Raw genomic sequence first — 23,917 nt, 5'->3', positions numbered from 1 at the left:
TGATTAATGTCTCTCGCAACGGTCGGCTGTGCCGACCGAACAAGAAAAACATAATAAGAGGCACTTACATGAATACTGTCCCCTCGCTGCCGCGGCCGCACCCGCGCGCGGTACCGTTATATCCAGGCTGACGCCGGCCGCATTCCTTCAAACTATCGTCCTCTGTACCGGTTTATCGCGTGCAGTGGCCTGGCTGTGCCCCTCATTCTGGATAACAACAATGAACCAAGCGCAAACCAACGTCGGCAAAAGCCTCGACGTCCAGTCGTTCATCAATCAGCAGCCGCTGTCCCGCTACCAATGGCGGGTGGTGTTGCTGTGCTTCCTGATCGTCTTCCTCGATGGCCTGGACACCGCCGCCATGGGCTTCATCGCCCCGGCCCTGTCGCAGGAGTGGGGGATTGACCGCGCCAGCCTCGGCCCGGTCATGAGTGCTGCATTGATCGGCATGGTTTTCGGTGCCCTCGGCTCCGGCCCGCTGGCGGACCGGTTTGGCCGCAAGGGCGTGCTGGTGGGGGCGGTGCTGGTATTCGGCGGCTTCAGCCTGGCCTCGGCCTATGCCACCAACGTCGACCAGTTGCTGGTGTTGCGCTTCCTGACCGGCCTGGGCCTTGGCGCAGGCATGCCCAACGCCACCACGCTGTTGTCTGAATACACCCCCGAGCGCCTCAAGTCGCTGCTGGTGACCAGCATGTTCTGCGGCTTCAACCTGGGCATGGCCGGTGGTGGTTTCATTTCCGCCAAGATGATCCCGGCTTACGGCTGGCACAGCCTGCTGGTGATCGGTGGCGTGCTGCCGTTGCTGCTGGCGCTGGTGCTGATGGTATGGCTGCCGGAGTCGGCGCGGTTCCTGGTGGTGCGCAATCGGGGCACCGACAAGGTGCGCCAGACCTTGTCGCCCATCGCGCCACAGGTGGTGGCCGAGGCGGGCAGCTTCAGCGTGCCGGAGCAGAAGGCGGTGGCAGCGCGCAACGTGTTCGCGCTGATCTTCTCCGGTACCTACGGCATGGGCACCATGCTGTTGTGGCTGACCTACTTCATGGGCCTGGTGATCGTCTATCTGCTGACCAGCTGGCTGCCAACCTTGATGCGCGACAGCGGCGCGAGCATGGAGCAGGCTGCCTTCATCGGCGCACTGTTCCAGTTCGGTGGCGTGCTTAGTGCCGTCGGCGTGGGTTGGGCCATGGACCGCTTCAATCCGCACAAGGTGATCGGCATTTTCTACCTGCTGGCCGGGGTGTTCGCCTACGCCGTGGGGCAGAGCCTGGGCAACATCACCGTATTGGCCACCCTGGTGCTGGTTGCCGGCATGTGCGTGAACGGCGCCCAGTCGGCGATGCCTTCGCTGGCGGCGCGCTTCTATCCGACACAGGGCCGCGCCACAGGGGTATCGTGGATGCTGGGTATCGGCCGCTTCGGGGCGATTCTCGGGGCCTGGAGTGGCGCAACGCTGCTGGGGCTGGGCTGGAACTTCGAACAGGTGCTGACGGCGTTGCTGGTGCCGGCAGGGCTGGCGACCGTGGGTGTGATCGTGAAAGGGCTGGTGAGCCACGCTGACGCGACCTGAAGCCCGAGGGCCGCTTTGCGGCCCTTCGCAGCACAAGGCTGCTCCTACCGGGAAACGCGATCCCCTGTAGGAGCGGCCTTGTGTCGCGAAAGGGCTGCGCAGCAGCCCCAGAATCAAGATGAGTAGCAGGACAACAAATTGTTCGATAATCGCACAAATAGTCGATTATCGGATTGTAAGCCACCCACCAGTCTCCTTAATCTGAGCTCACCGAAGCACCCTGACCAGGAGTCTCCAAATGGCTGCAATTCTCCCGCTTCACGAAGCCGTGAAGCAGTTCATCCAGGATGGCGATACCGTCGCCCTCGAAGGTTTCACCCACCTGATCCCGACTGCCGCCGGCCACGAGATCATCCGTCAGGGCAAGCGCGACCTGACTCTGGTGCGCATGACTCCGGACCTGATCTACGACCAGCTGATCGGCGCCGGTTGCGCCAGCAAGCTGATCTTCTCCTGGGGTGGTAACCCGGGTGTCGGTTCGCTGCACCGCCTGCGTGATGCCGTCGAGAAGCAGTGGCCACACGCCATCGAAATCGAAGAACACAGCCACGCCGACCTGGCCAACGCCTATGTCGCCGGTGCTTCTGGCCTGCCGTTCGCCGTGCTGCGTGCCTACGCCGGCTCCGACCTGCCGAAGGTCAACCCACTGATCAAGAGCGTCACCTGCCCGTTCACTGGTGAAGTGCTGGCAGCCGTGCCGTCGGTGCGCCCGGACGTGACCGTGATCCACGCGCAAAAGGCCGACCGCAAGGGCAACGTGCTGCTGTGGGGCATCCTCGGTGTGCAGAAGGAAGCCGCCTTGGCCGCCAAGCGCTGCATCGTCACCGTCGAGGAAATCGTCGACGACCTGCAGGCGCCGATGAACGCCTGCGTGCTGCCGACCTGGGCGCTGAGCGCGGTATGCCTGGTACCTGGTGGTGCGCACCCGTCCTATGCCCACGGCTACTACGAGCGTGACAACCGCTTCTACCAGGCCTGGGACCCGATCGCGCGTAGCCGCGAATCGTTCACCGCCTGGATCGACACCTACATCCGTGGCACTGCCGATTTCAACGAATTCAAGGCCAAGCTGGCCAGCACTGCGGAGGCCGCACAATGAGCTACTCCACTTCCGAAATGATGACCGTCGCCGCAGCCCGTCGCCTGCGCAACGGTGCTGTGTGCTTCGTCGGCATCGGCCTGCCATCCAAGGCTGCCAACCTGGCGCGCCTGACCTCGTCGCCAGACGTGGTGCTGATCTACGAATCCGGCCCGATCGGCGCCAAGCCAAGCGTGCTGCCGCTGTCGATCGGCGACGGCGAGCTGGCCGAAACCGCTGACACCGTGGTGCCGACCGGCGAGATCTTCCGCTACTGGCTGCAAGGTGGGCGCATCGACGTCGGCTTCCTTGGCGCCGCCCAGGTCGACCGCTTCGGCAACATCAACACGACTGTGGTCGGTGACTATCACGCCCCGAAAACCCGCCTGCCGGGTGCCGGTGGCGCACCGGAAATCGCCGGTTCCGCCAAGCAGGTGCTGATCATCCTCAAGCAGTCGCCGCGTGCCTTCGTCGACAAGCTGGACTTCATCACCTCGGTTGGCCACGGTGAAGGCGGCGACTCGCGTAAACGCCTTGGCCTGCCAGGCGACGGCCCGGTCGGCATCATCACCGACCTGTGCATCATGGAGCCGGAAGCCGGCACCCACGAATTCGTCGTCACCGCGATCCACCCGGGTGTGACCCGCGAGCAGATCATCGCCGCCACTGGCTGGGCGATCCGCTTTGCCGACGATGTGCAGACCACTGCCGAACCTACCGAAGTCGAGCTGTCCGCCCTGCGTGACCTCGAAGCCCGTACCGCCGCGGCCCATGGCCAGGTGGCAGGAGAAGCCTGATGCGCGACGTATTCATCTGTGACGCCATCCGTACCCCGATCGGCCGCTTCGGCGGCGCCCTGGCCGGCGTGCGGGCCGACGACCTGGCCGCCGTGCCGCTGAAGGCGCTGATCGAGCGCAACCCGAGCGTGCAGTGGGATCAGGTTGACGAAGTGTTCTTCGGCTGCGCCAACCAGGCCGGTGAAGACAACCGCAACGTGGCGCGCATGGCGCTGTTGCTGGCCGGCCTGCCGCAGAGCATCCCGGGCGTTACCCTGAACCGCCTGTGCGCGTCGGGCATGGATGCCATCGGCACTGCCTTCCGCGCCATTGCCAGCGGCGAAATGGAGCTGGCGATTGCCGGTGGCGTCGAGTCGATGTCGCGTGCCCCGTTCGTCATGGGCAAGGCCGAAAGCGGCTATTCGCGCAACATGAAGCTCGAAGATACGACCATCGGCTGGCGTTTCATCAACCCACTGATGAAGAGCCAGTACGGTGTGGATTCCATGCCGGAAACCGCCGACAACGTGGCCGACGATTACCAGGTTTCGCGTGCTGACCAGGACGCCTTCGCCCTGCGCAGCCAGCAGAAGGCAGCTGCCGCCCAGGCCGCCGGTTTCTTCGCCGAAGAAATCGTGCCGGTGCGTATCGCGCACAAGAAGGGCGAGACCATCGTCGAGCATGACGAGCACCTGCGCCCGGAAACCACACTGGAAGCCCTGACCAAGCTCAAGCCGGTCAACGGCCCGGACAAGACCGTCACCGCCGGCAACGCCTCGGGCGTGAACGACGGTGCCGCGGCGTTGATCCTGGCCTCGGCCGAGGCGGTGAAGAAACACGGCCTGACCCCACGTGCCCGGGTACTGGGCATGGCCAGTGCCGGTGTTGCACCGCGGGTGATGGGCATTGGCCCGGTGCCGGCAGTGCGCAAGCTGACCGAGCGCCTGGGTGTGGCGGTGAATGATTTCGATGTGATCGAGCTCAACGAAGCCTTTGCCAGCCAAGGTCTGGCGGTGCTGCGTGAGCTGGGTGTGGCCGACGATGCACCGCAGGTGAACCCCAACGGCGGTGCCATCGCCCTGGGCCACCCGCTGGGCATGAGCGGTGCGCGCCTGGTGCTGACTGCGCTTCACCAGCTGGAGAAGAGCGGTGGGCGTAAAGGTCTGGCGACCATGTGTGTGGGCGTAGGCCAAGGTTTGGCGCTGGCCATCGAGCGGGTTTGACCTGTACCGGCCTCTTCGCGGGTAAACCCGCTCCCACAGGGAACCACGCATCCCCTGTGGGAGCGGGTTTACCCGCGAAGAGGCCGGCACATGCGACTCAAGGCTAATTGCCAGCCAGATAGCGGAACGAGTGTGTTACCAGGTGTGTCTAGAATTACCTGCGACCCTCCAGGAGTAAACTCACCATGACCTCAGCCTATTACACCGGCGAAGAACGCAGTAAACGCATCTTCGCTATCGTTGGTGCCTCTTCAGGCAACCTGGTGGAATGGTTCGACTTCTACGTCTATGCCTTCTGCGCGATCTACTTTGCCCCGGCTTTCTTCCCCTCCGACGACCCCACCGTGCAGTTGTTGAACACGGCAGGCGTGTTCGCCGCGGGCTTTCTGATGCGCCCCATAGGTGGCTGGATCTTCGGCCGCCTCGCTGACCGCCATGGTCGCAAGAATTCCCTGATGATCTCGGTGCTGATGATGTGCTTCGGCTCCCTGATGATCGCCTGCCTGCCCACCTATGCCAGCATCGGCACCTGGGCCCCGGCGCTGCTGTTGCTGGCCCGGCTGATCCAGGGCCTGTCGGTAGGCGGCGAATACGGCACCACTGCCACCTACATGAGTGAAGTGGCGCTGCGCGGCCAGCGCGGCTTCTTCGCCTCGTTCCAGTACGTGACCCTGATCGGCGGCCAGTTGCTGGCGGTGCTGGTGGTGGTGATTCTGCAGCAGCTGCTCACTGAAGATGAACTGCGCGCCTGGGGCTGGCGCATTCCGTTCGTGGTCGGCGCCATTGCCGCGCTGATCTCGCTGATGCTGCGCCGCTCGCTGCATGAGACCAGCAGCGCCGAAACCCGCCAGGACAAGGACGCCGGTACCATCAAGGGCCTGTTCCGCAACCACGCGGCGGCTTTCATTACCGTGCTCGGCTATACCGCGGGCGGTTCGCTGATCTTCTACACCTTCACCACCTACATGCAAAAGTACCTGGTCAACACCGCTGGCATGACTGCGAAAAACGCCAGCTACGTGATGACCGGCGCGCTGTTCCTGTTCATGGTGCTGCAGCCGTTCTTCGGCATGCTCTCCGACCGCATCGGCCGGCGTAATTCGATGATGCTGTTCGGCGCCCTGGGTACGCTGTTCACAGTGCCACTGCTGATGGCGCTGAAAACCGTGAGCAGCCCGTTCATGGCCTTCGTGCTGATTACCCTGGCGTTGTGTATCGTCAGTTTCTACACCTCGATCAGCGGCCTGGTGAAGGCCGAGATGTTCCCGCCGCAGGTGCGTGCGCTGGGCGTGGGCCTGGCCTATGCAGTGGCCAACGCGGCGTTCGGTGGTTCGGCCGAATACGTTGCCCTGGGCCTGAAGACCTTGGGCATGGAAAACACTTTCTACTGGTACGTGACAGCGATGATGGCGATTGCCTTCCTGTTCAGCCTGCGCTTGCCGAAGCAGGCCGCGTACCTGCACCACGATGATTAAGGACGTGGCATGACCAACCAACTGTTCGACGCCTACTTCACCGCACCGGCCATGCGCGAGATCTTCTCCGACCGTGGCCGCCTGCAGGGCATGCTCGACTTCGAAGCGGCGCTGGCGCGGGCCGAGGCGGCTGCCGGGCTGGTCCCGCATAGCGCGGTAGCGGCCATCGAGGCGGCGTGCCACGCCGAGCGCTATGACGTTGGCGCGCTGGCCAATGCCATCGCCACTGCTGGCAACTCGGCGATCCCGCTGGTGAAGGCGTTGGGCAAGGTGATTGCCAGTGGCGTGCCCGAAGCCGAGCGCTATGTGCACCTGGGCGCCACCAGCCAGGACGCGATGGACACCGGGCTGGTCCTGCAGCTGCGCGCTGCCCTCGACCTGATCGAAGCCGACCTCGGCAAGCTGGCCGATACCTTGTCGCGCCAGGCCTTGCAGCACGCCGACACGCCGCTGGTGGGGCGCACCTGGCTGCAGCATGCCACCCCGGTGACCCTGGGCATGAAACTGGCCGGTGTGCTGGGCGCCTTGACCCGTCACCGCCAGCGCCTGCAGGAGCTGCGCCCACGCTTGCTGGTGCTGCAGTTCGGCGGTGCCTCGGGCAGCCTGGCGGCTTTGGGCAGCAAGGCGATGCCGGTGGCCGAAGCCCTGGCCGAGCAGCTCAAGCTGACCCTGCCCGAGCAGCCCTGGCACACCCAGCGCGACCGCCTGGTGGAGTTTGCCTCGGTGCTGGGCCTGGTCGCCGGTAGCCTGGGCAAGTTCGGCCGTGATGTCAGCCTGCTGATGCAGACCGAGGCGGGGGAACTGTTCGAGCCTTCCGCGCCGGGCAAGGGTGGGTCTTCGACCATGCCGCACAAGCGCAACCCGGTGGGCGCCGCGGTGCTGATCGGCGCCGCGACCCGCGTGCCGGGGCTGGTTTCGACGCTGTTCGCCGCCATGCCCCAGGAGCATGAGCGCAGCCTCGGCCTGTGGCATGCCGAATGGGAAACCCTGCCGGACATCTGCTGCCTGGTATCTGGTGCGCTGCGCCAGGCCCAGGTGATTGCCGAGGGCATGGAAGTGGATGCCGCGCGCATGCGCCGTAACCTCGACCTGACCCAGGGCCTGGTGCTGGCCGAAGCGGTGAGCATCGTCCTTGCCCAGCGCCTGGGCCGCGACCACGCCCACCACCTGCTGGAGCAGTGCTGCCAGCGCGCCGTGGCCGAACAGCGCCACCTGCGCACCGTGTTGGGTGAAGAGCCGCAAGTCAGCGCCGAGTTGTCCGCCGAAGAACTCGATCGCTTGCTCGACCCTGCCCATTACCTGGGCCAGGCCCGCGTCTGGGTGGCGCGCGCCGTGTCCGAACATCAACGTTTCACTGCCTGAAGGAGACCGCTGTGGCGCACTTGCAACTGGCCGATGGCGTTTTGAATTACCAGATCGATGGCCCGGAAAACGCCCCGGTGCTGGTCCTGTCCAACTCGCTCGGTACCGACCTGGGCATGTGGGACACGCAGATTCCACTGTGGAGCCAGCACTTGCGCGTGTTGCGCTACGACACCCGTGGCCACGGTGGGTCGCTGGTCACTGAAGGCCCTTACAGCATCGAACAGCTGGGCCGTGACGTGCTGGCCCTGCTCGATGGCCTGGATATTGCCAAGGCGCACTTCGTCGGCCTGTCGATGGGTGGCCTGATCGGCCAGTGGCTGGGCATCAATGCCGGCGAGCGCCTGCACAGCCTGACCCTGTGCAATACCGCCGCCAAGATCGCCAACGACGAGGTGTGGAACACCCGTATCGACACCGTGCTCAAGGGCGGCCAGCAGGCCATGGTCGACCTGCGCGATGCCTCCATCGCCCGCTGGTTCACCCCGGGCTTCGCCCAGGCCCAGCCAGCGCAGGCCCAGCGCATCTGCCAGATGCTGGCGCAAACCAGTCCGCAAGGTTATGCCAGCAACTGCGCGGCGGTGCGTGATGCCGATTACCGCGAGCAACTGGGCCGTATCCAGGTGCCGGCGCTGATCGTTGCCGGTACCGAGGACGTGGTGACCACTCCGGAGCACGGCCGCTTCATGCAGGCCGGTATCGCGGGTGCCGAGTACGTCGACTTCCCGGCGGCGCACCTGTCCAACGTCGAGATCGGCGAGGCGTTCAGCCGCCGCGTGCTCGACTTCCTGCTGGCTCACTGAGGGATACCGCCATGGACGAGAAACAACGTTACGACGCCGGCATGCAAGTACGCCGCGCAGTGCTTGGCGATGCCCACGTGGATCGCAGCCTGGAGAAGCTCAACGACTTCAACGGCGAGTTCCAGGAGATGATCACCCGCCACGCCTGGGGTGACATCTGGACTCGCCCGGGCCTGCCGCGCCATACCCGTAGCCTGATCACCATCGCCATGCTGATTGGCATGAACCGCAACGACGAGCTGAAGCTGCACCTGCGCGCGGCGGCCAACAACGGCGTGACCCGCGACGAGATCAAGGAAGTGCTGATGCAGAGCGCGATCTATTGCGGCATTCCGGCGGCCAATGCCACCTTCCACATGGCTGAGTCGGTGTGGGATGAGCTGGGCGTGGAGTCGCGTACCTGACCACTACGCGGTCCCTTGTAGGAGCGGCCTTGCGTCGCGATGGGCCGCAAAGCGGCCCCGGCAATATTGGCTGCGAAGCTGAAACCCTGGGGCCGCTTCGCAGCCCTATCGCGACACAAGGCCGCTCCTACATAGAGCGCGCCACCACGGGCCCGGCGTTGGCCTCGACGGCGCGTTTCAGGGCCGGGCACAGGCCAAGCATGAATGCCGCTTCTGCCACCACGAACAACGGCCCGATGATCAATCCGCTGACATCGTCGACAAACGCCGGCTTGCGGCCTTCGTAGTAATGGCCGACGAACTGGATGATCCAGCCCACCACGAACGCCCCCAGCCCGGCACCGAGCCACAGCGCTGTCGTCTGCATCGCCAGCACCTGGCCGACCCACAGGCATAGCCCAAGCAACAACCCCATCACCAGGCCGAAGCGCAGGTCCAGGCGCAGGTAGAACCAGACCGAGGCTGCCGCCGCCGGCAGGGCAGGGGACAGCCACATGCCGGCTACCTCCCAGCCAGGGCGCGACAGCAGGATGGTGACCGCCAGCACGATCATCGGGATGCCGACGAAGTGGGTGGCGATGTTGCGTGGGTCGCGGTGGTAGCTGGCGTATTGGCTCAGGTGGTCGACGAGGGTTTTCATTGTTGTGCCTCCCTGTTCAGCTTTGTTTTGCCTGAACCGGCCTCTTCGCGGGCTTGCCCGCTCCCACAGGATCACCACAGTTTTCAAGCCAGGTGGATTACCTGTGGGAGCGGGCGAGCCCGCGAAGAGGCCAGTACAGGCAACCTGTGACCGGATAGTGATCAGGATAGCCCGCAGCCACCACCATCATCAGCTCAGCGAATGGCAGCAGCCCGCACTGGCATATCCAGCCCCACCAGCGTCTCGATCATCGCTCGCGCCGCCGGCGACAGCCGGTAACCGCTGCGGCTGACCACGCCACAGCGCACGCTCAGCACTTCCAGCGCCGGTGGCAGGTTGCGCCAGTGCAGGCGCACCAGGCGGCCGCTGGCCAGGTCTTCGGCCACGGCTTCCTCGCTGGCGGTGCCGATGGCATCGCTGGCCTCCACCACGCTGCGCAGCACGGCCAGGTGCTCGGTTTGCAGGTGCGGGGTGAAATCGCTGCGCCCGCTCAGGTTGGCCAGGCGCTTGCGCACGCCGGGGGCTAGCAGGGCGCTGGCCAGCGGGTAGCTGAACAGGTCGTTGGTCGACAGGCTGTCCTTGGCCAGCAATGGGTGCCCTGGGCGGCAGAAGAACAGGCCGGGGCGTGGTGAAAGGGGCTCGGTGTGGAAGTTGGGGTCGGCTTCGAACGGGCGGATATCGTCGACGAAAAACTCGATCTGCTCGCGGCGCAGAGCCTGGCCGAGGCGTTCGGCGTTGTCCACCAGCAGCGAGGTGCGGATGCCCGGGTGGCGTTCGAGAAAGTGGCGCAGGGCGTCGGGCACCAGGCGCACAGCCAGCGCCGGGCCGCTGCCGAAATGCAGCTCGCCGGCGTCGAGCTTGGTCATCTGCAGCACTTCGTTGCTCAGCTGCGCGGCACCTTGTACCAGGCGCCGGGCATGTTGCAGCACCACCAGGCCTTCGGGGGTGGGCGGCAGGGCTTTGCTGGCGCGGTCGACCAGTGGGCAGCCGAAGCTGTGTTCCAGGCTCTGGATGGCACGGCTGAAGGCGGGTTGGGTGATGCCCATGGCCTCGGCGGCACGGACGAAGCTGCGGTATTCGGTGAGGGCGATGAAGTAGCGCAGCTGACGGAGGTCCATGTCACGGCTCTGGGGCGGGGATCAGGGGCCTATTCAAGCGGTTGCTGCATATGTCGTCAAAGAAGGTTTATTGATTTGTTTATAGCTTATGGTTATTTGTTGTGGCTTCTGGCCTCTTCGCGGGTAAACCCGCTCCCACAGGTTCACCACAGATTCTGAAACTGTGGTGAACCTGAAGAATTCAGAGGAGATTCAGCGGGTAACTCACGATCAACCGGTTCTCATCGAACGAGTTGGTGCTGAAGTCGCGGCGCATGGTGGAGTTGCGCCACTTCACCGACAGGTCCTTGAAGCTGCCCGACTGCACCACATAGGCCAATTCGGTTTCTCGCGCCCATTCCTTGCCATCGTCCACGCCGCCTGCGGTGACGTTGTCCCCCTTGATGTAGCGGTTCATCAGGGTCAGGCCTGGCACGCCAACGGTGGCGAAGTTGAAGTCATGGCGCACCTGCCAGGAGCGCTCCTTGGCGTTGTCGAAGCTGGAGTTGTAGCTGTCGTTTGCCAGGGTGCCGCCGCTGGTACCGTTGACCCGCATCCAGGCGTCGTCGCCGCTGACTTTCTGCAGGCCGACGTAGAGGGTGTGGCCCTGATAGCGTGCCGAGAGCATGGCCGAGGCGGTGCGGTTGTCCAGTTCGCCAGCGCGTTCGGCGCCGTCTTCCTTGCCGATGAAGTAGCCCAGGTTGGCGCCCAGGGTCCAGTCGCCCAGGGGTTGGCTGTGCACCAGGTTGAGGTACTGCTGGCGGTAGATGTCCTTGAGCTGGGCATCCCACAGGCCGATCATGGTGCGCTTGTCGTTGAAGGTGTACTCGCCGCCGCCAAAGTTGAAACGGTCGGAGGTGAATGCGGCCTTACCGTTCAGCGACATGTCTTCCATGCTGGCGTCGTTGCGCGGGCTGTTGCCGCGGAACTGGCCGGCGTACAGGGTCAGGCCGGCGATTTCCTTCGAGGTCAGCTGGCCGCCGCGGAAAGTCTGCGGCAGCGAGCGGCCATCGTCCGAGCGCAGGATCGGCAGTACCGGCATCCATTCACCCACTTTCAGCTCGGTTTCGGACAGCTTGGCTTTCAGTGCCACGCCCAGGCGGCCAAAGTCATCGGCCGGGCGGCCATCATCGTGCACCGGCAGCAGGTGGGTGTTGGTGGTGCCTTTGCCGCCGTCGAGCTTGACCGAGTACAGGCCCAGTACGTCCACGCCGAAACCGACGGTGCCTTGGGTAAAGCCGGAGCGGGCGTCGAGGATGAAGCTCTGCGTCCACTCCTCGGCCTTGGCCTGCGGGTGGGCCGGGTCGACGAAGTTGCGGTTGATGTAGAAGTTGCGCAGGTTGAGGGTGGCCTTGGCGTCCTCCAGGAAACCACCTTGGTCGGCGGCGAACACGGGGAGTGCGCAGGACATGGCCAACAGGCCGGGCAGCAGCTGGCGTGCGGGTTGCAAAGTGCTCATCTGTCGTGGATCTCTTGTTTTTATGGGCGAGCCGGTACGCTGCAGGATGCGGCCTGCAGGTGCGGGTCTTTTGGGATGAACCGGGGCAACGTTGCGTGGGAGGATGGTGCGGGGTAGGGCTGGGGTGAGGCAATTCGCCACAAACGGAAGCGGGCGATAATCGAACGGAATGTTCTGGTTGGTTAATTGTTCTCCTGGACTGGCCTCTTCGCGGGTAAACCCGCTCCCACAGGTACTGCACAGCCTTCAGCATTTATGCAAAACATTGTGGGAGCGGGTTCACCCGCGAAGAGGCCGGTTCAGGCAACACAAAACAAAAAGCCCACCGCGAGGGTGGGCTTGATGCTTTGACAGCTTCAATCAGCTCTTCGGTGCTTCCACCGCTGCCTGCTGGTTGTTGGCCTGCCCGGTCTGCTCGTACCAGCCACCGCCAAGCGCCTTGTACAGGTTGACTTCGCTGGTCAGCTGCGACAAGCGGTCGCCGATCAGCGCCTGCTGGGCGCTGAACAGGTTGCGCTGGGCGTCGAGGAAGGTCAGGTTGCTGTCGATACCAATGCGATAGCGGCGTTCGGCCAGGCGGTAGTAGTCCTGGTTCGCCTGCACCAGGTCGCGTTGCGCCTGCAGCTGCTCTTCGAAGGTCTTGCGCGCCGCCAGGCCATCGGAGACTTCCTGGAAGGCGGTCTGGATGGTCTTTTCGTACTTGGCGACGTTGATGTCCTTCTGGATCTTCGAGTAGTCCAGGCTGGCCTTCAGGCTGCCGGCGTTGAAAATCGGCAGGTTGATCTGCGGCTGGAACAGCCAGGTGCCCTGGCCGCCCGAGAACAGGTGGCCCATGTCGGGGCTCAGGCTGCCGGCATTGGCGGTCAGGCTGATGCTCGGGAAGAACGCTGCGCGGGCCGCGCCAATGTTGGCATTGGCGGCCTTGAGCAGGTGCTCGGCTTCCTGGATGTCCGGGCGACGCTGGAGGATGTCCGACGGCAGGCCGGCCGGTACTTCGGCCAGCTGGTCGGCATTGAGCTCCAGAGGCTTGGCCAGGTCGGCGGGAATGCCGGTGCCCAGCAGCACGGTCAGGCTGTTGACGTCCTGGGCGACCAGGCGCTGGTACTGCGAGTACTTGACCCGGGCGCCTTCCACGGCGGTACGCGCCTGGCTGACGTCGAGTGCCGAGGCTACGCCGACTTCGTTGCTGCGACGGGTGAGGTTGTAGCTTTCCTCGTAGGTCTTCAGCGTTTCTTCGGTCAGCTTGAACAGCGCCTGGTCGGCCTGCCAGGTGTAGTAGGCGTTGGCCACGCTGGCCACCAGGCTGATCTGCGTGGAGCGACGCGCCTGCTCGCTGGACAGGTAGGTTTCCAGGGCCTGCTCGGTCAGGCTGCGCACGCGGCCGAACAGGTCCAGCTCATAGGCGCTGACGCCCAGGGTGGCCGAGTACTGGCTGGTGATGCCCGCTTCGCCCGTCTGCGACATGTTCGCCGGTACGCGCTGGCGGCTGCCGCTGCCGGTGGCCGAAACCGCCGGGAACAGGTCGGCACGCTGGATGCGGTACTGCGCACGGTAGGCGTCGATGTTCAACGCGGCAACGCGCAGGTCGCGGTTGTTGACCAGCGAAGTCTGGATCAGCTGCTGCAGCGCCGGGTCGTGGAAGAACTGGCGCCAGCCCTGCTCGGCGGCGGCAACTTCCGCCGATTGCGTCGGCGAGTACGCAGGGCCTTGCGGCCACTGCGCAGCCACCGGCGATTCCGGGGTCTGGTAGTCAGGGATCAGCGAGCAGCCGCCAAGAATGAAAGCGGTTACTGCCAGGGACAACAAAGACTTGGTCATTGCCCAGCCTCATAACGTGGAGTTTCAGGGGTGACGTCTTTTTCCGGCTCTTTGCTGCCGAACAGTGACGACACTGCGACGAAGAACAGTGGTACCCAGAAGATAGCCAGCACGGTCGCACTGATCATGCCGCCGATCACGCCAGTACCGATGGCGTGCTGGCTGCCGGCGCCGGCGCCGCTGGCGATAGTCAACGGTACCACGCCGAGGATGAACGCCAGCGAGGTCATGATGATCGGGCGCAGACGCATGCGGCACGCCTCGATCGCCGCGTCGTACAGGCTGCGGCCTTGCTCGTGCAGTTCCTTGGCGAATTCGACGATCAGGATGGCGTTTTTCGCCGCCAGGCCGATGGTGGTCAACAGGCCGACCAGGAAGTACACGTCGTTGGACAACCCGCGCAGGCTGGTGGCGATCAGGGCACCGATGATACCCAGCGGTACTACCAGTACCACGGCGATCGGGATCGACCAGCTTTCGTACAGGGCTGCCAGGCACAGGAACACGAACAGTACCGAGAGGGCGAACAGTGCCGGCATCTGCGAACCGGAGAGTTTTTCCTCGTAGGACATGCCAGTCCAGGAGAAGCCGATGCCGCTTGGCAGTTCGCCAGCAATGCGCTCGACCTCGGCCATGGCTTCACCGGTACTGTAGCCCGGGGCCGGAGCACCGAGGATTTCCATTGCCTCGACGCCGTTGTAACGCGACAGCTTCGGCGAACCGTAGGTCCATTCGCCCTTGGCGAAGGAGGAGAACGGCACCATTTCGCCGGCGCCATTGCGCACGTACCACTTCTGCAGGTCTTCCGGGCTCATCCGCGCGTTCGGCTCGCCCTGGATGTACACCTTCTTGACCCGGCCACGGTCGATGAAGTCGTTGACGTAGCTGGCACCCAGGGCAATCGACAGGGTGTTGTTGATGTCGGCGATGGTCACGCCCAGGGCGCTGGCACGCTCGTCATCGATGGTCAGCTGGTACTGCGGCTCGTCGTTCAGGCCGTTCGGGCGCACGGCGCTTAGGATCTTGCTCTGCGCGGCCTTGGCCAGGAACTGGTTGCGCGCTTCCATCAGCTTGGCATGGCCGACACCGCCGCGGTCCTGCAGGAACACGTCGAAGCCGGTGGCGTTACCCAGTTCGAGCACCGCAGGCGGGGCAAAGGCGAACACCATCGCATCGCGGAAGGTGAAGAAGTGCTGCTGGGCGCGCTGGGCAAGGGCGAACACGCTGTTTTCCTTGGAGCGCTCATCCCACGGCTTGAGCATGATGAACGCCATACCCGAGCTCTGGCCACGGCCGGCGAAGTTGAAGCCGTTGACGGTGAACACCGAAGCCACGGTGTCGGCCTCTTCGCTGAGCAGGTACTCACGCATCTGGTCGACCACCACCTGGGTGCGCTCGGCACTGGAGCCGGCCGGGGTCTGTACCTGGGCGAACAATACGCCCTGGTCTTCTTCCGGCAGGAACGCGGTAGGGATGCGGGCGAACAGCCAGATCATGCCGACCACGATCAGCGCGTAGGCCAGCAGGAACGGTACCTTGTTGCGCAGGATGGTGCCCACGCTGCGCTCGTAGCCGGTTACGCTGCGGTCGAAGTTGCGGTTGAACCAGCCAAAGAAGCCACCCTTGGCCACATGGTGCTCGCCCTTCTTCAGCGGCTTGAGCATGGTGGCGCACAGGGCCGGGGTGAAGATGAGCGCCACCAGCACCGACAGGCCCATGGCCGAGACGATGGTGATGGAGAACTGCCGGTAGATCACACCCGTGGAGCCGCCGAAGAACGCCATGGGCAGCAGTACCGCCGACAGCACCAGGGCGATACCCACCAGGGCACCCTGGATCTGCTCCATCGAGCGCTTGGTCGCTTCCTTGGGCGGCAAGCCTTCCTCGGACATCACCCGCTCGACGTTCTCCACCACGACGATGGCGTCGTCCACCAGCAGGCCGATGGCCAGGACCATGGCGAACATGGTCAGGGTGTTGATGCTGAAGCCGGCAGCGGCAAGGATGCCGAAGGTACCCAGCAACACAACCGGTACGGTCATGGTGGTGATGATGGTGGCGCGGAAGTTCTGCAGGAACAGGTACATCACCAGGAACACCAGGACCACGGCTTCGATCAGGGTGTGGATAACGCCACTGATCGATTCGGTGACCACCGGGGTGGTGTCATACGGGAATACTGCTTTCACCCCAGGCGGGAAGAACGGTTCCAGGTCGGCGATGGTCTGGCGCAGGGCCTTGGCGGTGTCCAGGGCGTTGGCACCGGTAGCCAGTTTAACTGCCAGGCCGGAGGCCGGCTTGCCGTTGAACTGGGCGCTGACGGCATAGTTTTCACCACCCAGGCCAACCTGGGCGACATCACCCAGACGCACCTGCGAACCGTCGCTGTTGACCTTGAGCAGGATCTTCTCGAACTGCTCGGCAGTCTGCAGGCGGGTCTTGCCGATGATGGTGGCGTTCAGCTGGGTACCCGGCATGGCCGGCAGGCCGCCGAGTTGGCCGGAGGACACCTGCACGTTCTGCGCGGCCACGGCGGTCTTGACGTCGACCGGGGTCAGCTGGAACTTGTTCAGCTTGGCCGGATCGAGCCAGATGCGCATGGCGTACTGTGCACCGAACACCTGGAAGTCACCCACACCCGCGGTACGCGAGATCGGGTCCTGCATGTTGGAGACGATGTAGTTGGCCAGGTCGTCCTTGGTCATGCTGCCGTCTTCGGACACCAGGCCGATCACCAGCAGGAAGTTCTTCACTGCCTTGGTGACGCGGATACCTTGCTGCTGCACTTCCTGCGGCAGCAGCGGGGTGGCCAGGTTCAGCTTGTTCTGCACCTGCACCTGTGCGGTGTCTGGGTTGGTGCCCTGCTCGAAGGTGGCGGTAATGGTCATGCTGCCGTCGGAGTTACTTTCCGACGACACATAACGCAGGTTGTCGATACCGTTGAGCTGCTGCTCGATCACCTGTACCACGGTGTCCTGCACGGTTTGCGCCGAGGCGCCCGGGTAGGTCACGGCGATGGCGATGGCCGGCGGCGCGATGCTGGGGTACTGGTTGATCGGCAGCTTCAGGATCGACAAGGCGCCGACCAGCATGATCACCAAGGCGATCACCCAGGCGAAGATCGGGCGATCGATAAAGAACTTCGACATGGTTTACTCCGCTTTGGCGTCTGCTTTCGCCGCGTTGGCCTGAACAGGGCTGGCCGGCTTCTTGACGTTGGTGGCTTCGCTGACCTTGACCTCGACGCCCGGGCGCACGTACTGCAGCCCTTCGGTGATCAGGCGGTCACCCGGGTTCAGGCCTTCCTCGATCAGCCAGTCGCTGCCCAGGGTACGGTTGGCCTTGAGCTGGCGCAGTTCGACCTTGTTCTCCTGGTTGACCACCAGTGCGGTCGGCGCGCCTTTCAGGTCGCGGGTCACGCCCTGTTGCGGGGCCAGGATGGCGTTGGCGTTGACCCCGGCCTTGAGCCGCGCATGCACGAACATGCCTGGCAGCAGGGTGTGATCGGGGTTGGGGAACAGGGCGCGCAGGGTGACCGAGCCGGTGGTCTCGTCGACCGCGACTTCGGAGAATTCCAGGCGGCCTTCCTGCTTGAACAGGCTGCCGTCTTCCAGCACCAGCTGCACCGAGGCGGCGTTGTCGCCGGCCTTTTGCAACTGGCCGCTTTCCAGGTCACGGCGCAGCTTGAGCAGCTCGGCGGTGGACTGGGTGACGTCGACGTAGATCGGGTCGAGTTGCTGGATGGTGGCCATGGCGTTGGCCTGGCCATTGCTCACCAGTGCACCTTCGGTGAACGAAGAACGGCCGATACGGCCGCTGATCGGTGCCAGGACCTTGGTGTAGCGCAGGTCGATCTGCGCGCTTTTGAGCGAAGCCTCGGCCTGCAATCGTTTGGCATTGGCGTCGTCGTATTCCTGCTTGGAGACAGCCTGTTCGTCGATAAGCTGCTTGTAGCGCTCGGCCAGCGAGCGGGTGGCCTGCAGGTTGGCCTGGGCATTGGCCAGGGTGGCTTCGTACACGGCAGGGTCGATCTGGTACAGCTGCTGGCCTTCCTTGACCTCACTGCCTTCCTTGAACAGGCGCTTGAGGATGATGCCGTTGACCTGCGGGCGCACTTCGGCGACGCGGTAGGCACTGGTACGCCCCGGCAATTCCGAGGTCAGGGTGAAGGCTTGGGGCTGGATGGTCACGACGCCGACCTGAGGAGCCTGCGCCGCTGGCGCTGCTTCTTCTTTCTTACAGCCACTGAGCAGGGTTGCCAGGGCGACGGCGGAAACCAGAGCGGTAACGGCTGGCTTGAATTGCATGAGGATCCTCGGGTCGCTGGAGCTGGGAGACGCTCAAGAGTAATGGAAGAGTCTTGATCTGGAAAAATTGCTATCCGGTGGATAAATAGCTTGCTAAGGAATATACTTACATTCATGGTTGTTTGTAAATACCGCTGGGTTGTACTCGGGTACTGCCACAGCCCTTGATTAGCTCCTCCGCGAGGCACCCTGCAGAGGTGCCCCCGGAGTGTTCCCCGCACGCGCCGCGCGTTCGGGGCAGATGAGGTTTGTACTGCCATGGTCCGTCGAACCAAAGAAGAAGCCCAGGAAACCCGCGCCCAGATCATCGAGGCGGCGGAAAAGGCCTTCTACAAGCGCGGGGTTGCGCGAACCACCCTGGCCGACATCGCCGAACTGGCGGGTGTGACGCGGGGGGCGATCTACTGGCACTTCAACAACAAGGCCGAGTTGGTGCAGGCGCTGCTCGACAGCCTGCATGAAACCCATGACCACCTGGCGCGGGCGAGCGAAAGCGAGGACGAAGTGGACCCGCTTGGCTGCATGCGCAAGCTGTTGCTGCAAGTGTTCAACGAGCTGGTGCTCGATGCCCGAACCCGGCGTATCAATGAAATCCTGCATCACAAGTGCGAGTTCACCGATGACATGTGTGAAATTCGCCAGCAGCGCCAGGGTGCGGTGCTGGATTGCCACAAGGGCATCACCCTGGCGTTGGCCAATGCCGTGCGCCGGGGCCAGTTGCCAGGCGAGCTGGATGTCGAGCGCGCGGCGGTGGCCATGTTTGCCTATGTCGATGGCCTGATCGGGCGCTGGCTGTTGCTGCCTGACAGTGTCGATCTGTTGAAGGATGTCGAAAAATGGGTCGACACCGGGCTGGATATGCTGCGCTTGAGCCCGGCTCTGCGCAAATGACACTTTGTTAAGGATTGTGAGGGAGTGTTACCCCTTTGTGTTAAGGGGGGATTAATGCTTTCGGGTGACTGGCATAAGGTGCAAATCCTGTAGGAGCGGCCTTGTGTCGCGATAGGGCTGCAGAGCAGCCCCAGGTTTTCAGCATCAATGCATGAATTGCAGGGGCTGCTTTGCAGCCCTATCGCGACACAAGGCCGCTCCTACAAAAATCGCGCAGCTCTTAGCGCCCGCGCAGTTGCCGATCCGGCAATGCCACCGCCGCCAGCAGCCCGAGCAGTGCAACCAGCGCACTCCCCATCAACAGTTGCCGGAACGTCTCGAGCAACCGCCCCTGTGTCACCAGGTCCACTTCTCCGGCCTTCAGGCTCCCCAGCAAGGGATTACCCAGCGACTCGAACCCGCCCTGGTGCAGCAGCGCCAGCAGCAGGCTGGACATGCACGCCACCCCCATGGCCCCGCCCAGCGAGCGGAACAGGTTGGTGGTGCTGGTGGCCACGCCGATATCCTTGCTGTCCACCGCGCTTTGCGTGCCTACCAGCGAGGTCGGGAACTGCAGCCCGCACGCGATGCCGGTCAGCAGCATGAACAGTGCACTGAGCAAGGCCGACTGCGGCGGAGTCAGCGCCATGGCGAAAATGGCCAGCGGCATCAGCAGTGCGCCGGCCAGGATCTGCGGCTTGTAGCGCCCGGTCAGGCTGGTCATGCGCCCGCCGGTAAAGGCACCCATGGGCAGCCCCATCACCAGCGGCAGGAGGTGTAGGGCAGCGCTGTCGGCACCGGCGCCGGTGATGCCCTGGTAGCGCAACGGCATGAGCATGGTCAGGGAGATCGACTGGAAACTGGCGAAGAAGATCACGCCCCAGCACAGCACCGCCACGCGGTTGCCGAACAGGCCGAGTGGCAGCAGTGGCTCCGGGCAGCGGCGCTCATGGGCGATGAACAGCACCAGGCCCAGCGCGGCGCAGGCGAACAGGGCCAGCACGGCCGGGTCGGCCCAGGCGTGGCCCTGGCCGACCAGGGTAATGCCCAGCAACAGGCTACCCAGGCCGAGAATCAGCAGCACGGCGCCAAGGTAGTCCACCTGCGCCTCGCGGCGCTGCGCCGGCATGCCGCCGAGGGCGCGGCGGATCGCCCACAGTGCAACCAGCCCCAGCGGCAGGTTGATCCAGAACACCCAGCGCCATGACAGGTATTCGGTCAGCCAGCCGCCCAGCACCGGCCCGGCGACGCTGGCCACCGCGTACATGCTGCTGAAATAGCCCTGGTAGCGGCCGCGCTCTCGCGGGGGCACGAAGTCGCCGATGATCGCCTGGCTCACCGAGACCATGCCACCGGCGCCAATGCCCTGCAGTACCCGGGCCAGCACCAGTTGCTGCATGTCCTGGGCCAGGGCGCAGGCGATCGAGGCCAGGGTGAACAGGCTGATGCCGGTGAGGATCATCCTGCGCCGCCCGTACAGGTCGCCCAGCTTGCCGTAGATCGGCACGGCCACAGTCATTGCCACCATGTAACCGGAGATGACCCAGGCCAGCAGGCCGACATCGTTGAACTGCGCCGAGATCGCCGGCAGCGAGACGGCAACGATGGTCTGGTCCAGGGCGCCGAGGAAGATCGCCAGCATCAGGGCGGTGAGCACATTGCGCAGGGTGGTGGGGGGCAGGGCGGCGGTCACGGGGATACCTTGTTTATCGGTTGAGGCCTCTTCGCGGGCATGCCCGCTCCCACAGGTACAACACAGGGCTTGATGGTTGTGGTGTACCTGTGGGAGCGGGCGTGCCCGCGAAGGGGCCCCGAAATTGTAACCTGAGTTAGGTAGCTTCCTATGTACTATCTGCATCCCCTATGCAAGATCGGCATTGGCGCATTCATCCAGTGCTGCATGGCTGCGTGATATCGTTGGTATGCCACAGAGGCTGAAAACCGGGGGCTTGCACCAGCTTGGTGCAACATTATGCCGCAGGTTTTCGCGCCGCTGTCTCCCACACCTTTTATTCCTCTGCCTGCATGTCGAGCATGACCGCCCAGATGGCGACGGTTGGAACAGGCCAGGTAGACCCGATTACAGGGGTCGGTAGTTACCGTTCGAATTTCAACTTATTTTGCGGAGTGATCATGCCCAAGGCTTCCCATCAAGATCTGCGTTTTGCCTTCCGCGAGCTGCTCGCTTCAGGTTCCTGTTATCACACCGCATCGGTGTTCGACCCGATGTCGGCACGCATTGCCGCAGACCTGGGCTTCGAGGTCGGCATCCTCGGTGGTTCGGTCGCTTCGTTGCAGGTACTGGCTGCACCGGACTTCGCCCTGATCACCCTCAGCGAGTTCGTCGAGCAGGCCACCCGTATTGGTCGCGTGGCGCAACTGCCGGTGCTGGCTGACGCCGACCACGGCTATGGCAACGCGCTGAATGTCATGCGCACGGTCATCGAACTGGAGCGTGCCGGCGTGGCTGCGCTGACCATCGAGGACACCCTGCTGCCTGCCCAGTTTGGGCGCAAGTCCACCGACCTGATCCCGGTTGAAGAGGGCGTCGGCAAGATCCGTGCGGCGCTGGAGGCGCGGGTCGATTCGTCGCTGTCGATCATTGCCAGGACCAACGCTGGCGTGCTCACCACCGAAGAAATCATCGTGCGTACCCAGAGCTACCAGAAGGCCGGAGCCGACGGTATCTGCATGGTTGGGGTGAAGGACTTCGAGCAACTCGAGCAGATTGCCGAGCACCTGACGGTGCCGCTGATGCTGGTGACCTACGGCAACCCGAGCCTGCGCGACGACGAGCGCCTGGCACGCCTGGGCGTGCGCATCGTGGTCGATGGTCACGCCGCCTACTTTGCCGCGATCAAGGCCACCTACGATTGCCTGCGGCTGCAGCGCGGCCAGCAGAACAAGTCGGAAAACCTCAGCGCCACCGAACTCTCGCATACCTACACTCAGCCCGAGGACTACATCCGCTGGGCCAAGGAATACATGAGCGTCGAGGAGTGACAACGCCATCCCTGTAGGAGCGGCCTTGTGTCGCGAAAGGGCTGCGTAGCAGCCCCGACAATATTTGATGTGGCCAAGATCCCGGGACCGCTGCGCGGTCCTTTCGCGACGCAAGGCCGCTCCCACATGGGCCTTACAAGTCCTGATCCCACTCCGGTTCGTCCTTGAACCGCTGCACCAGAAAATCCAGCATGCTGCGCAAGGTCGCCGGCATGTGCTTGCGTGAGGTGTACACCGCATTCAGGTTCAGCTCGCGTGGCCTGGCTTCGGGCAGCAGGCGCACCAGTTCACCCCGGCGCAGGGCCTCCGCGGCCTGGTAGGTCGGCAGCATGGCGATACCTGCGCCGGCCAGCGCCGCCTTCTGCAGTGTCATCGCCTCGTTGGCACTGATGTTCCCCGCCACCGGCACGGCGACTTGCTGGCCGGCGACCTCGAAATGCCACAGGCTGTGGCCGAAGTAGGCATGGGTCAGGCAGTTGTGCCGGCTCAGCTCCTCGACCCGTTGCGGCGTGCCGTGCTCGCGCAGGTAGGCCGGTGCCGCACACACTGCCGAGCGGCACACACTCAGGCGCCGGGCGATCAGGTTGGGGTCCAGGTCATTGCTGGTGCGGATGGCCAGGTCGATGCGCTCGTCCACCAGGTTGACCGTGCGATCGAGCATCTGCAGTTCCACCTTCACCCCGGGGTAGCGCCGGACGTAGGCGGCCACTGCATCCACCAGCTGGGCCTGGCCGAACGAGGTGCTGACGCTGATGCGCAATGCGCCCTTGGGCGCGTCATCCGGCTGCTGCACCGCGGCCTGCAGGTCGCCGGCCAGTTCCAGCAGTTGCCGGCAGCGAGGCAGGGTTTCCTGGCCGGCGGCGGTGAGGCTGAGCTTGCGTGTGGTGCGCTGCATCAGCCGTGCGCCAACCCAGTCTTCCAGCTCTGCCAGGTAGCGCGACACCACCGGCCGCGACAGTTGCAGATGATCCGCCGCCGCCGACTGGCTGCCCAGGTCGACGACGGTGACGAATACGCGCATGGCGTTGAGACGGTCCATGATTTGCCCGGTTTCAGAAACAAACTATGTTCGAGCATCGCATTTTTTGTCACGGATTGGGCAACTAAGCTGTTGGGCATTGTTCATCTGACGGGCGTTTGCGATGTCTCTTTTCACTCCCTTGCGTGGCCTGCTGCTGGCCTGTGTGACCCTGGCCGGCCCGGCGCTGGCTGCCGACCCCTTGCGGCTGGAGGTTTACAACCCCGGGCATGAGGCGATCTTCCCGGTCAGTTCGGTGATCGTCAGCGGCGAGCACGACGCCATCCTCGTCGATGCCCAGTTCGGCAAGGCCCAGGCCGAGCAGCTGGTGCAGCGCCTGCGGGCGGGTGGCAAGCAGCTGACCAGTATCTACATCAGCCATGGCGACCCGGACTACTACTTCGGCCTGGATACCCTGACCCAGGCCTTCCCCGAGGCCAAGGTGCTGGCGTCGGCCGCCACGGTTGCCCATATCCGCCAGACCATGGATGCCAAGCTGGCCTACTGGGGCCCGCAGATGGGCGCGGACAGGCCGGCGCGGCTGGTGCTGCCGCAGGTGCTCGAAGGCAACCGCCTGACGCTGGAAGGGCAGGCCCTCGAGGTGGTCGGCCTGGACGGCCCGCAACCTGACCGCAGTTTTGTGTGGATCCCGTCGATCAAGGCGGTGGTCGGTGGCGTGGTGGTGTCGGAGAACATTCATGTATGGATGGCCGACACGCAAACGGCCAAGTCCCACGCCGACTGGCTCGGCACCCTGGCGCACATCGAAGCGCTGGCGCCGCGCACGGTCATCCCCGGGCATTACCTGGAAGACAGCAGCCGATCGCTGCAGGCCGTGCGTTTCACGGCGAACTACATTCGTGATTTCGATGCCGAGACCGCCAAGGCGAAAGACGCCGGTGCGTTGATCGCGGCAATGAAGCGACGTTACCCAGGGCTGGCCGATGAAAGCTCGCTGGAGCTGGGGGCCAAGGTCGCCAAGGGCGAGATGAAGTGGTAATTCCGTTCAACTGATGG

19 protein-coding genes are annotated in these 23,917 nt (G+C 64.1%); 11 read left to right on the top strand and 8 right to left on the bottom strand.

Annotation, left to right across the window (positions count from 1 at the left end; translation table 11 throughout):
• Window positions 1–220: 220 nt before the first annotated feature.
• The 8 genes from C163_RS21135 to pcaC all read left to right on the top strand — a co-directional run bounded on the left by C163_RS21135 (window position 221) and on the right by pcaC (window position 8,688).
• Window positions 221–1,567: an MFS transporter gene (locus C163_RS21135; protein WP_025340493.1), complete on the top strand. Its 1,347-nt coding sequence runs from the start codon at window positions 221–223 to the stop codon at window positions 1,565–1,567.
• Between the two features lie 238 nt (window positions 1,568–1,805).
• A complete protein-coding gene (locus tag C163_RS21130) occupies window positions 1,806–2,666 on the top strand; it encodes a CoA transferase subunit A (RefSeq protein WP_015271654.1) in 861 nt (286 codons plus the stop codon).
• Complete coding sequence (locus C163_RS21125) at window positions 2,663–3,442, top strand: CoA-transferase subunit beta (protein WP_015271653.1); 780 nt, start codon at window positions 2,663–2,665, stop codon at window positions 3,440–3,442. The genes C163_RS21130 and C163_RS21125 overlap by 4 nt, the downstream gene beginning before the upstream one ends.
• Window positions 3,439–4,644, top strand: a complete 1,206-nt coding sequence (pcaF, locus tag C163_RS21120; RefSeq protein ID WP_170978873.1) for a 3-oxoadipyl-CoA thiolase — start codon at window positions 3,439–3,441, stop codon at window positions 4,642–4,644. The genes C163_RS21125 and pcaF overlap by 4 nt, the downstream gene beginning before the upstream one ends.
• Before the next feature lie 185 nt (window positions 4,645–4,829).
• The gene (locus C163_RS21115; protein WP_025340491.1) at window positions 4,830–6,119 is read left to right on the top strand and encodes an MFS family transporter; all 1,290 of its coding nucleotides are present in this window, start codon (window positions 4,830–4,832) and stop codon (window positions 6,117–6,119) included.
• A gap of 9 nt (window positions 6,120–6,128) precedes the next feature.
• Window positions 6,129–7,481 (top strand): 3-carboxy-cis,cis-muconate cycloisomerase, encoded by a 1,353-nt coding sequence (locus C163_RS21110; RefSeq protein WP_025340490.1) that lies wholly within the window; start codon window positions 6,129–6,131, stop codon window positions 7,479–7,481.
• 11 nt (window positions 7,482–7,492) lie between these two features.
• Window positions 7,493–8,284: a 3-oxoadipate enol-lactonase gene (pcaD, locus tag C163_RS21105; protein WP_025340489.1), complete on the top strand. Its 792-nt coding sequence runs from the start codon at window positions 7,493–7,495 to the stop codon at window positions 8,282–8,284.
• A gap of 11 nt (window positions 8,285–8,295) precedes the next feature.
• Entirely contained in the window at window positions 8,296–8,688 is a 393-nt protein-coding gene (gene pcaC / locus C163_RS21100; RefSeq protein WP_013974040.1) for a 4-carboxymuconolactone decarboxylase, read from the top strand.
• Between the two features lie 127 nt (window positions 8,689–8,815).
• Here the strand turns inward: pcaC and C163_RS21095 are convergent, their stop codons facing one another.
• From C163_RS21095 to ttgA, 6 genes are all read right to left on the bottom strand, one after another.
• On the bottom strand, window positions 8,816–9,328 hold the full coding sequence (locus C163_RS21095; protein ID WP_025340488.1) for a DUF962 domain-containing protein: 513 nt from the start codon (window positions 9,326–9,328) through the stop codon (window positions 8,816–8,818).
• 194 nt (window positions 9,329–9,522) lie between these two features.
• Entirely contained in the window at window positions 9,523–10,446 is a 924-nt protein-coding gene (locus C163_RS21090; protein ID WP_025340487.1) for a LysR family transcriptional regulator, read from the bottom strand.
• A gap of 181 nt (window positions 10,447–10,627) precedes the next feature.
• The gene (locus tag C163_RS21085; RefSeq protein WP_025340486.1) at window positions 10,628–11,884 is read right to left on the bottom strand and encodes an OprD family porin; all 1,257 of its coding nucleotides are present in this window, start codon (window positions 11,882–11,884) and stop codon (window positions 10,628–10,630) included.
• A 360-nt stretch (window positions 11,885–12,244) separates the two neighbouring features.
• Window positions 12,245–13,702 carry an AdeC/AdeK/OprM family multidrug efflux complex outer membrane factor gene (locus C163_RS21080; protein ID WP_025340485.1) on the bottom strand — a complete coding sequence of 486 codons (1,458 nt, stop codon included), beginning with the start codon at window positions 13,700–13,702 and terminating at the stop codon, window positions 12,245–12,247.
• The gene (ttgB, locus tag C163_RS21075) at window positions 13,699–16,851 is read right to left on the bottom strand and encodes a multidrug efflux RND transporter permease subunit TtgB (RefSeq protein ID WP_025340484.1); all 3,153 of its coding nucleotides are present in this window, start codon (window positions 16,849–16,851) and stop codon (window positions 13,699–13,701) included. Before ttgB ends, C163_RS21080 begins: the two co-directional genes overlap by 4 nt.
• Before the next feature lie 3 nt (window positions 16,852–16,854).
• Entirely contained in the window at window positions 16,855–18,009 is a 1,155-nt protein-coding gene (gene ttgA, locus C163_RS21070; protein WP_025340483.1) for a toluene efflux RND transporter periplasmic adaptor subunit TtgA, read from the bottom strand.
• 258 nt (window positions 18,010–18,267) lie between these two features.
• On the opposite strand from ttgA, the gene ttgR reads away from it, so the two are divergent.
• The gene (ttgR, locus tag C163_RS21065; RefSeq protein WP_025340482.1) at window positions 18,268–18,900 is read left to right on the top strand and encodes an efflux transport transcriptional regulator TtgR; all 633 of its coding nucleotides are present in this window, start codon (window positions 18,268–18,270) and stop codon (window positions 18,898–18,900) included.
• Window positions 18,901–19,120: 220 nt separating this feature from the next.
• Here ttgR and C163_RS21060 read toward each other — a convergent pair whose 3' ends face one another.
• Window positions 19,121–20,572: an MDR family MFS transporter gene (locus tag C163_RS21060; protein WP_025340481.1), complete on the bottom strand. Its 1,452-nt coding sequence runs from the start codon at window positions 20,570–20,572 to the stop codon at window positions 19,121–19,123.
• Window positions 20,573–21,012: 440 nt separating this feature from the next.
• Here C163_RS21060 and C163_RS21055 point away from each other — a divergent pair, with 440 nt between their 5' ends.
• On the top strand, window positions 21,013–21,882 hold the full coding sequence (locus C163_RS21055) for an oxaloacetate decarboxylase (protein ID WP_025340480.1): 870 nt from the start codon (window positions 21,013–21,015) through the stop codon (window positions 21,880–21,882).
• Window positions 21,883–22,015: 133 nt separating this feature from the next.
• Here the strand turns inward: C163_RS21055 and C163_RS21050 are convergent, their stop codons facing one another.
• The gene (locus tag C163_RS21050; RefSeq protein WP_025340479.1) at window positions 22,016–22,921 is read right to left on the bottom strand and encodes a LysR family transcriptional regulator; all 906 of its coding nucleotides are present in this window, start codon (window positions 22,919–22,921) and stop codon (window positions 22,016–22,018) included.
• A 103-nt stretch (window positions 22,922–23,024) separates the two neighbouring features.
• On the opposite strand from C163_RS21050, the gene C163_RS21045 reads away from it, so the two are divergent.
• Window positions 23,025–23,900 carry an MBL fold metallo-hydrolase gene (locus tag C163_RS21045; RefSeq protein ID WP_025340478.1) on the top strand — a complete coding sequence of 292 codons (876 nt, stop codon included), beginning with the start codon at window positions 23,025–23,027 and terminating at the stop codon, window positions 23,898–23,900.
• The last annotated feature ends 17 nt before the right edge of the window (window positions 23,901–23,917 follow it).

The sequence above is a fragment of the Pseudomonas sp. FGI182 genome, assembly GCF_000511325.1.
GTDB lineage: Bacteria > Pseudomonadota > Gammaproteobacteria > Pseudomonadales > Pseudomonadaceae > Aquipseudomonas > Aquipseudomonas putida_Z.
The sequence above is the reverse complement of the archived record's forward strand: the minus strand, read 5'-3'. Positions and strand labels throughout refer to the sequence as shown.

Bases quoted from the DNA above. Each gene is read 5' to 3' on its own strand.
- C163_RS21045 (WP_025340478.1), top strand. From the start codon at position 23,025: ATGTCTCTTTTCACTCCCTTGCGTGGCCTGCTGCTGGCCTGTGTGACC.
- pcaC (WP_013974040.1), top strand. From the start codon at position 8,296: ATGGACGAGAAACAACGTTACGACGCCGGCATGCAAGTACGCCGCGCA.
- C163_RS21110 (WP_025340490.1), top strand. From the start codon at position 6,129: ATGACCAACCAACTGTTCGACGCCTACTTCACCGCACCGGCCATGCGC.
- C163_RS21115 (WP_025340491.1), top strand. From the start codon at position 4,830: ATGACCTCAGCCTATTACACCGGCGAAGAACGCAGTAAACGCATCTTC.
- C163_RS21090 (WP_025340487.1), bottom strand. From the start codon at position 10,446: ATGGACCTCCGTCAGCTGCGCTACTTCATCGCCCTCACCGAATACCGC.
- ttgA (WP_025340483.1), bottom strand. From the start codon at position 18,009: ATGCAATTCAAGCCAGCCGTTACCGCTCTGGTTTCCGCCGTCGCCCTG.
- C163_RS21080 (WP_025340485.1), bottom strand. From the start codon at position 13,702: ATGACCAAGTCTTTGTTGTCCCTGGCAGTAACCGCTTTCATTCTTGGC.
- C163_RS21125 (WP_015271653.1), top strand. From the start codon at position 2,663: ATGAGCTACTCCACTTCCGAAATGATGACCGTCGCCGCAGCCCGTCGC.
- C163_RS21050 (WP_025340479.1), bottom strand. From the start codon at position 22,921: ATGGACCGTCTCAACGCCATGCGCGTATTCGTCACCGTCGTCGACCTG.
- C163_RS21095 (WP_025340488.1), bottom strand. From the start codon at position 9,328: ATGAAAACCCTCGTCGACCACCTGAGCCAATACGCCAGCTACCACCGC.
- C163_RS21055 (WP_025340480.1), top strand. From the start codon at position 21,013: ATGCCCAAGGCTTCCCATCAAGATCTGCGTTTTGCCTTCCGCGAGCTG.
- C163_RS21130 (WP_015271654.1), top strand. From the start codon at position 1,806: ATGGCTGCAATTCTCCCGCTTCACGAAGCCGTGAAGCAGTTCATCCAG.
- ttgR (WP_025340482.1), top strand. From the start codon at position 18,268: ATGGTCCGTCGAACCAAAGAAGAAGCCCAGGAAACCCGCGCCCAGATC.
- C163_RS21085 (WP_025340486.1), bottom strand. From the start codon at position 11,884: ATGAGCACTTTGCAACCCGCACGCCAGCTGCTGCCCGGCCTGTTGGCC.
- C163_RS21135 (WP_025340493.1), top strand. From the start codon at position 221: ATGAACCAAGCGCAAACCAACGTCGGCAAAAGCCTCGACGTCCAGTCG.
- ttgB (WP_025340484.1), bottom strand. From the start codon at position 16,851: ATGTCGAAGTTCTTTATCGATCGCCCGATCTTCGCCTGGGTGATCGCC.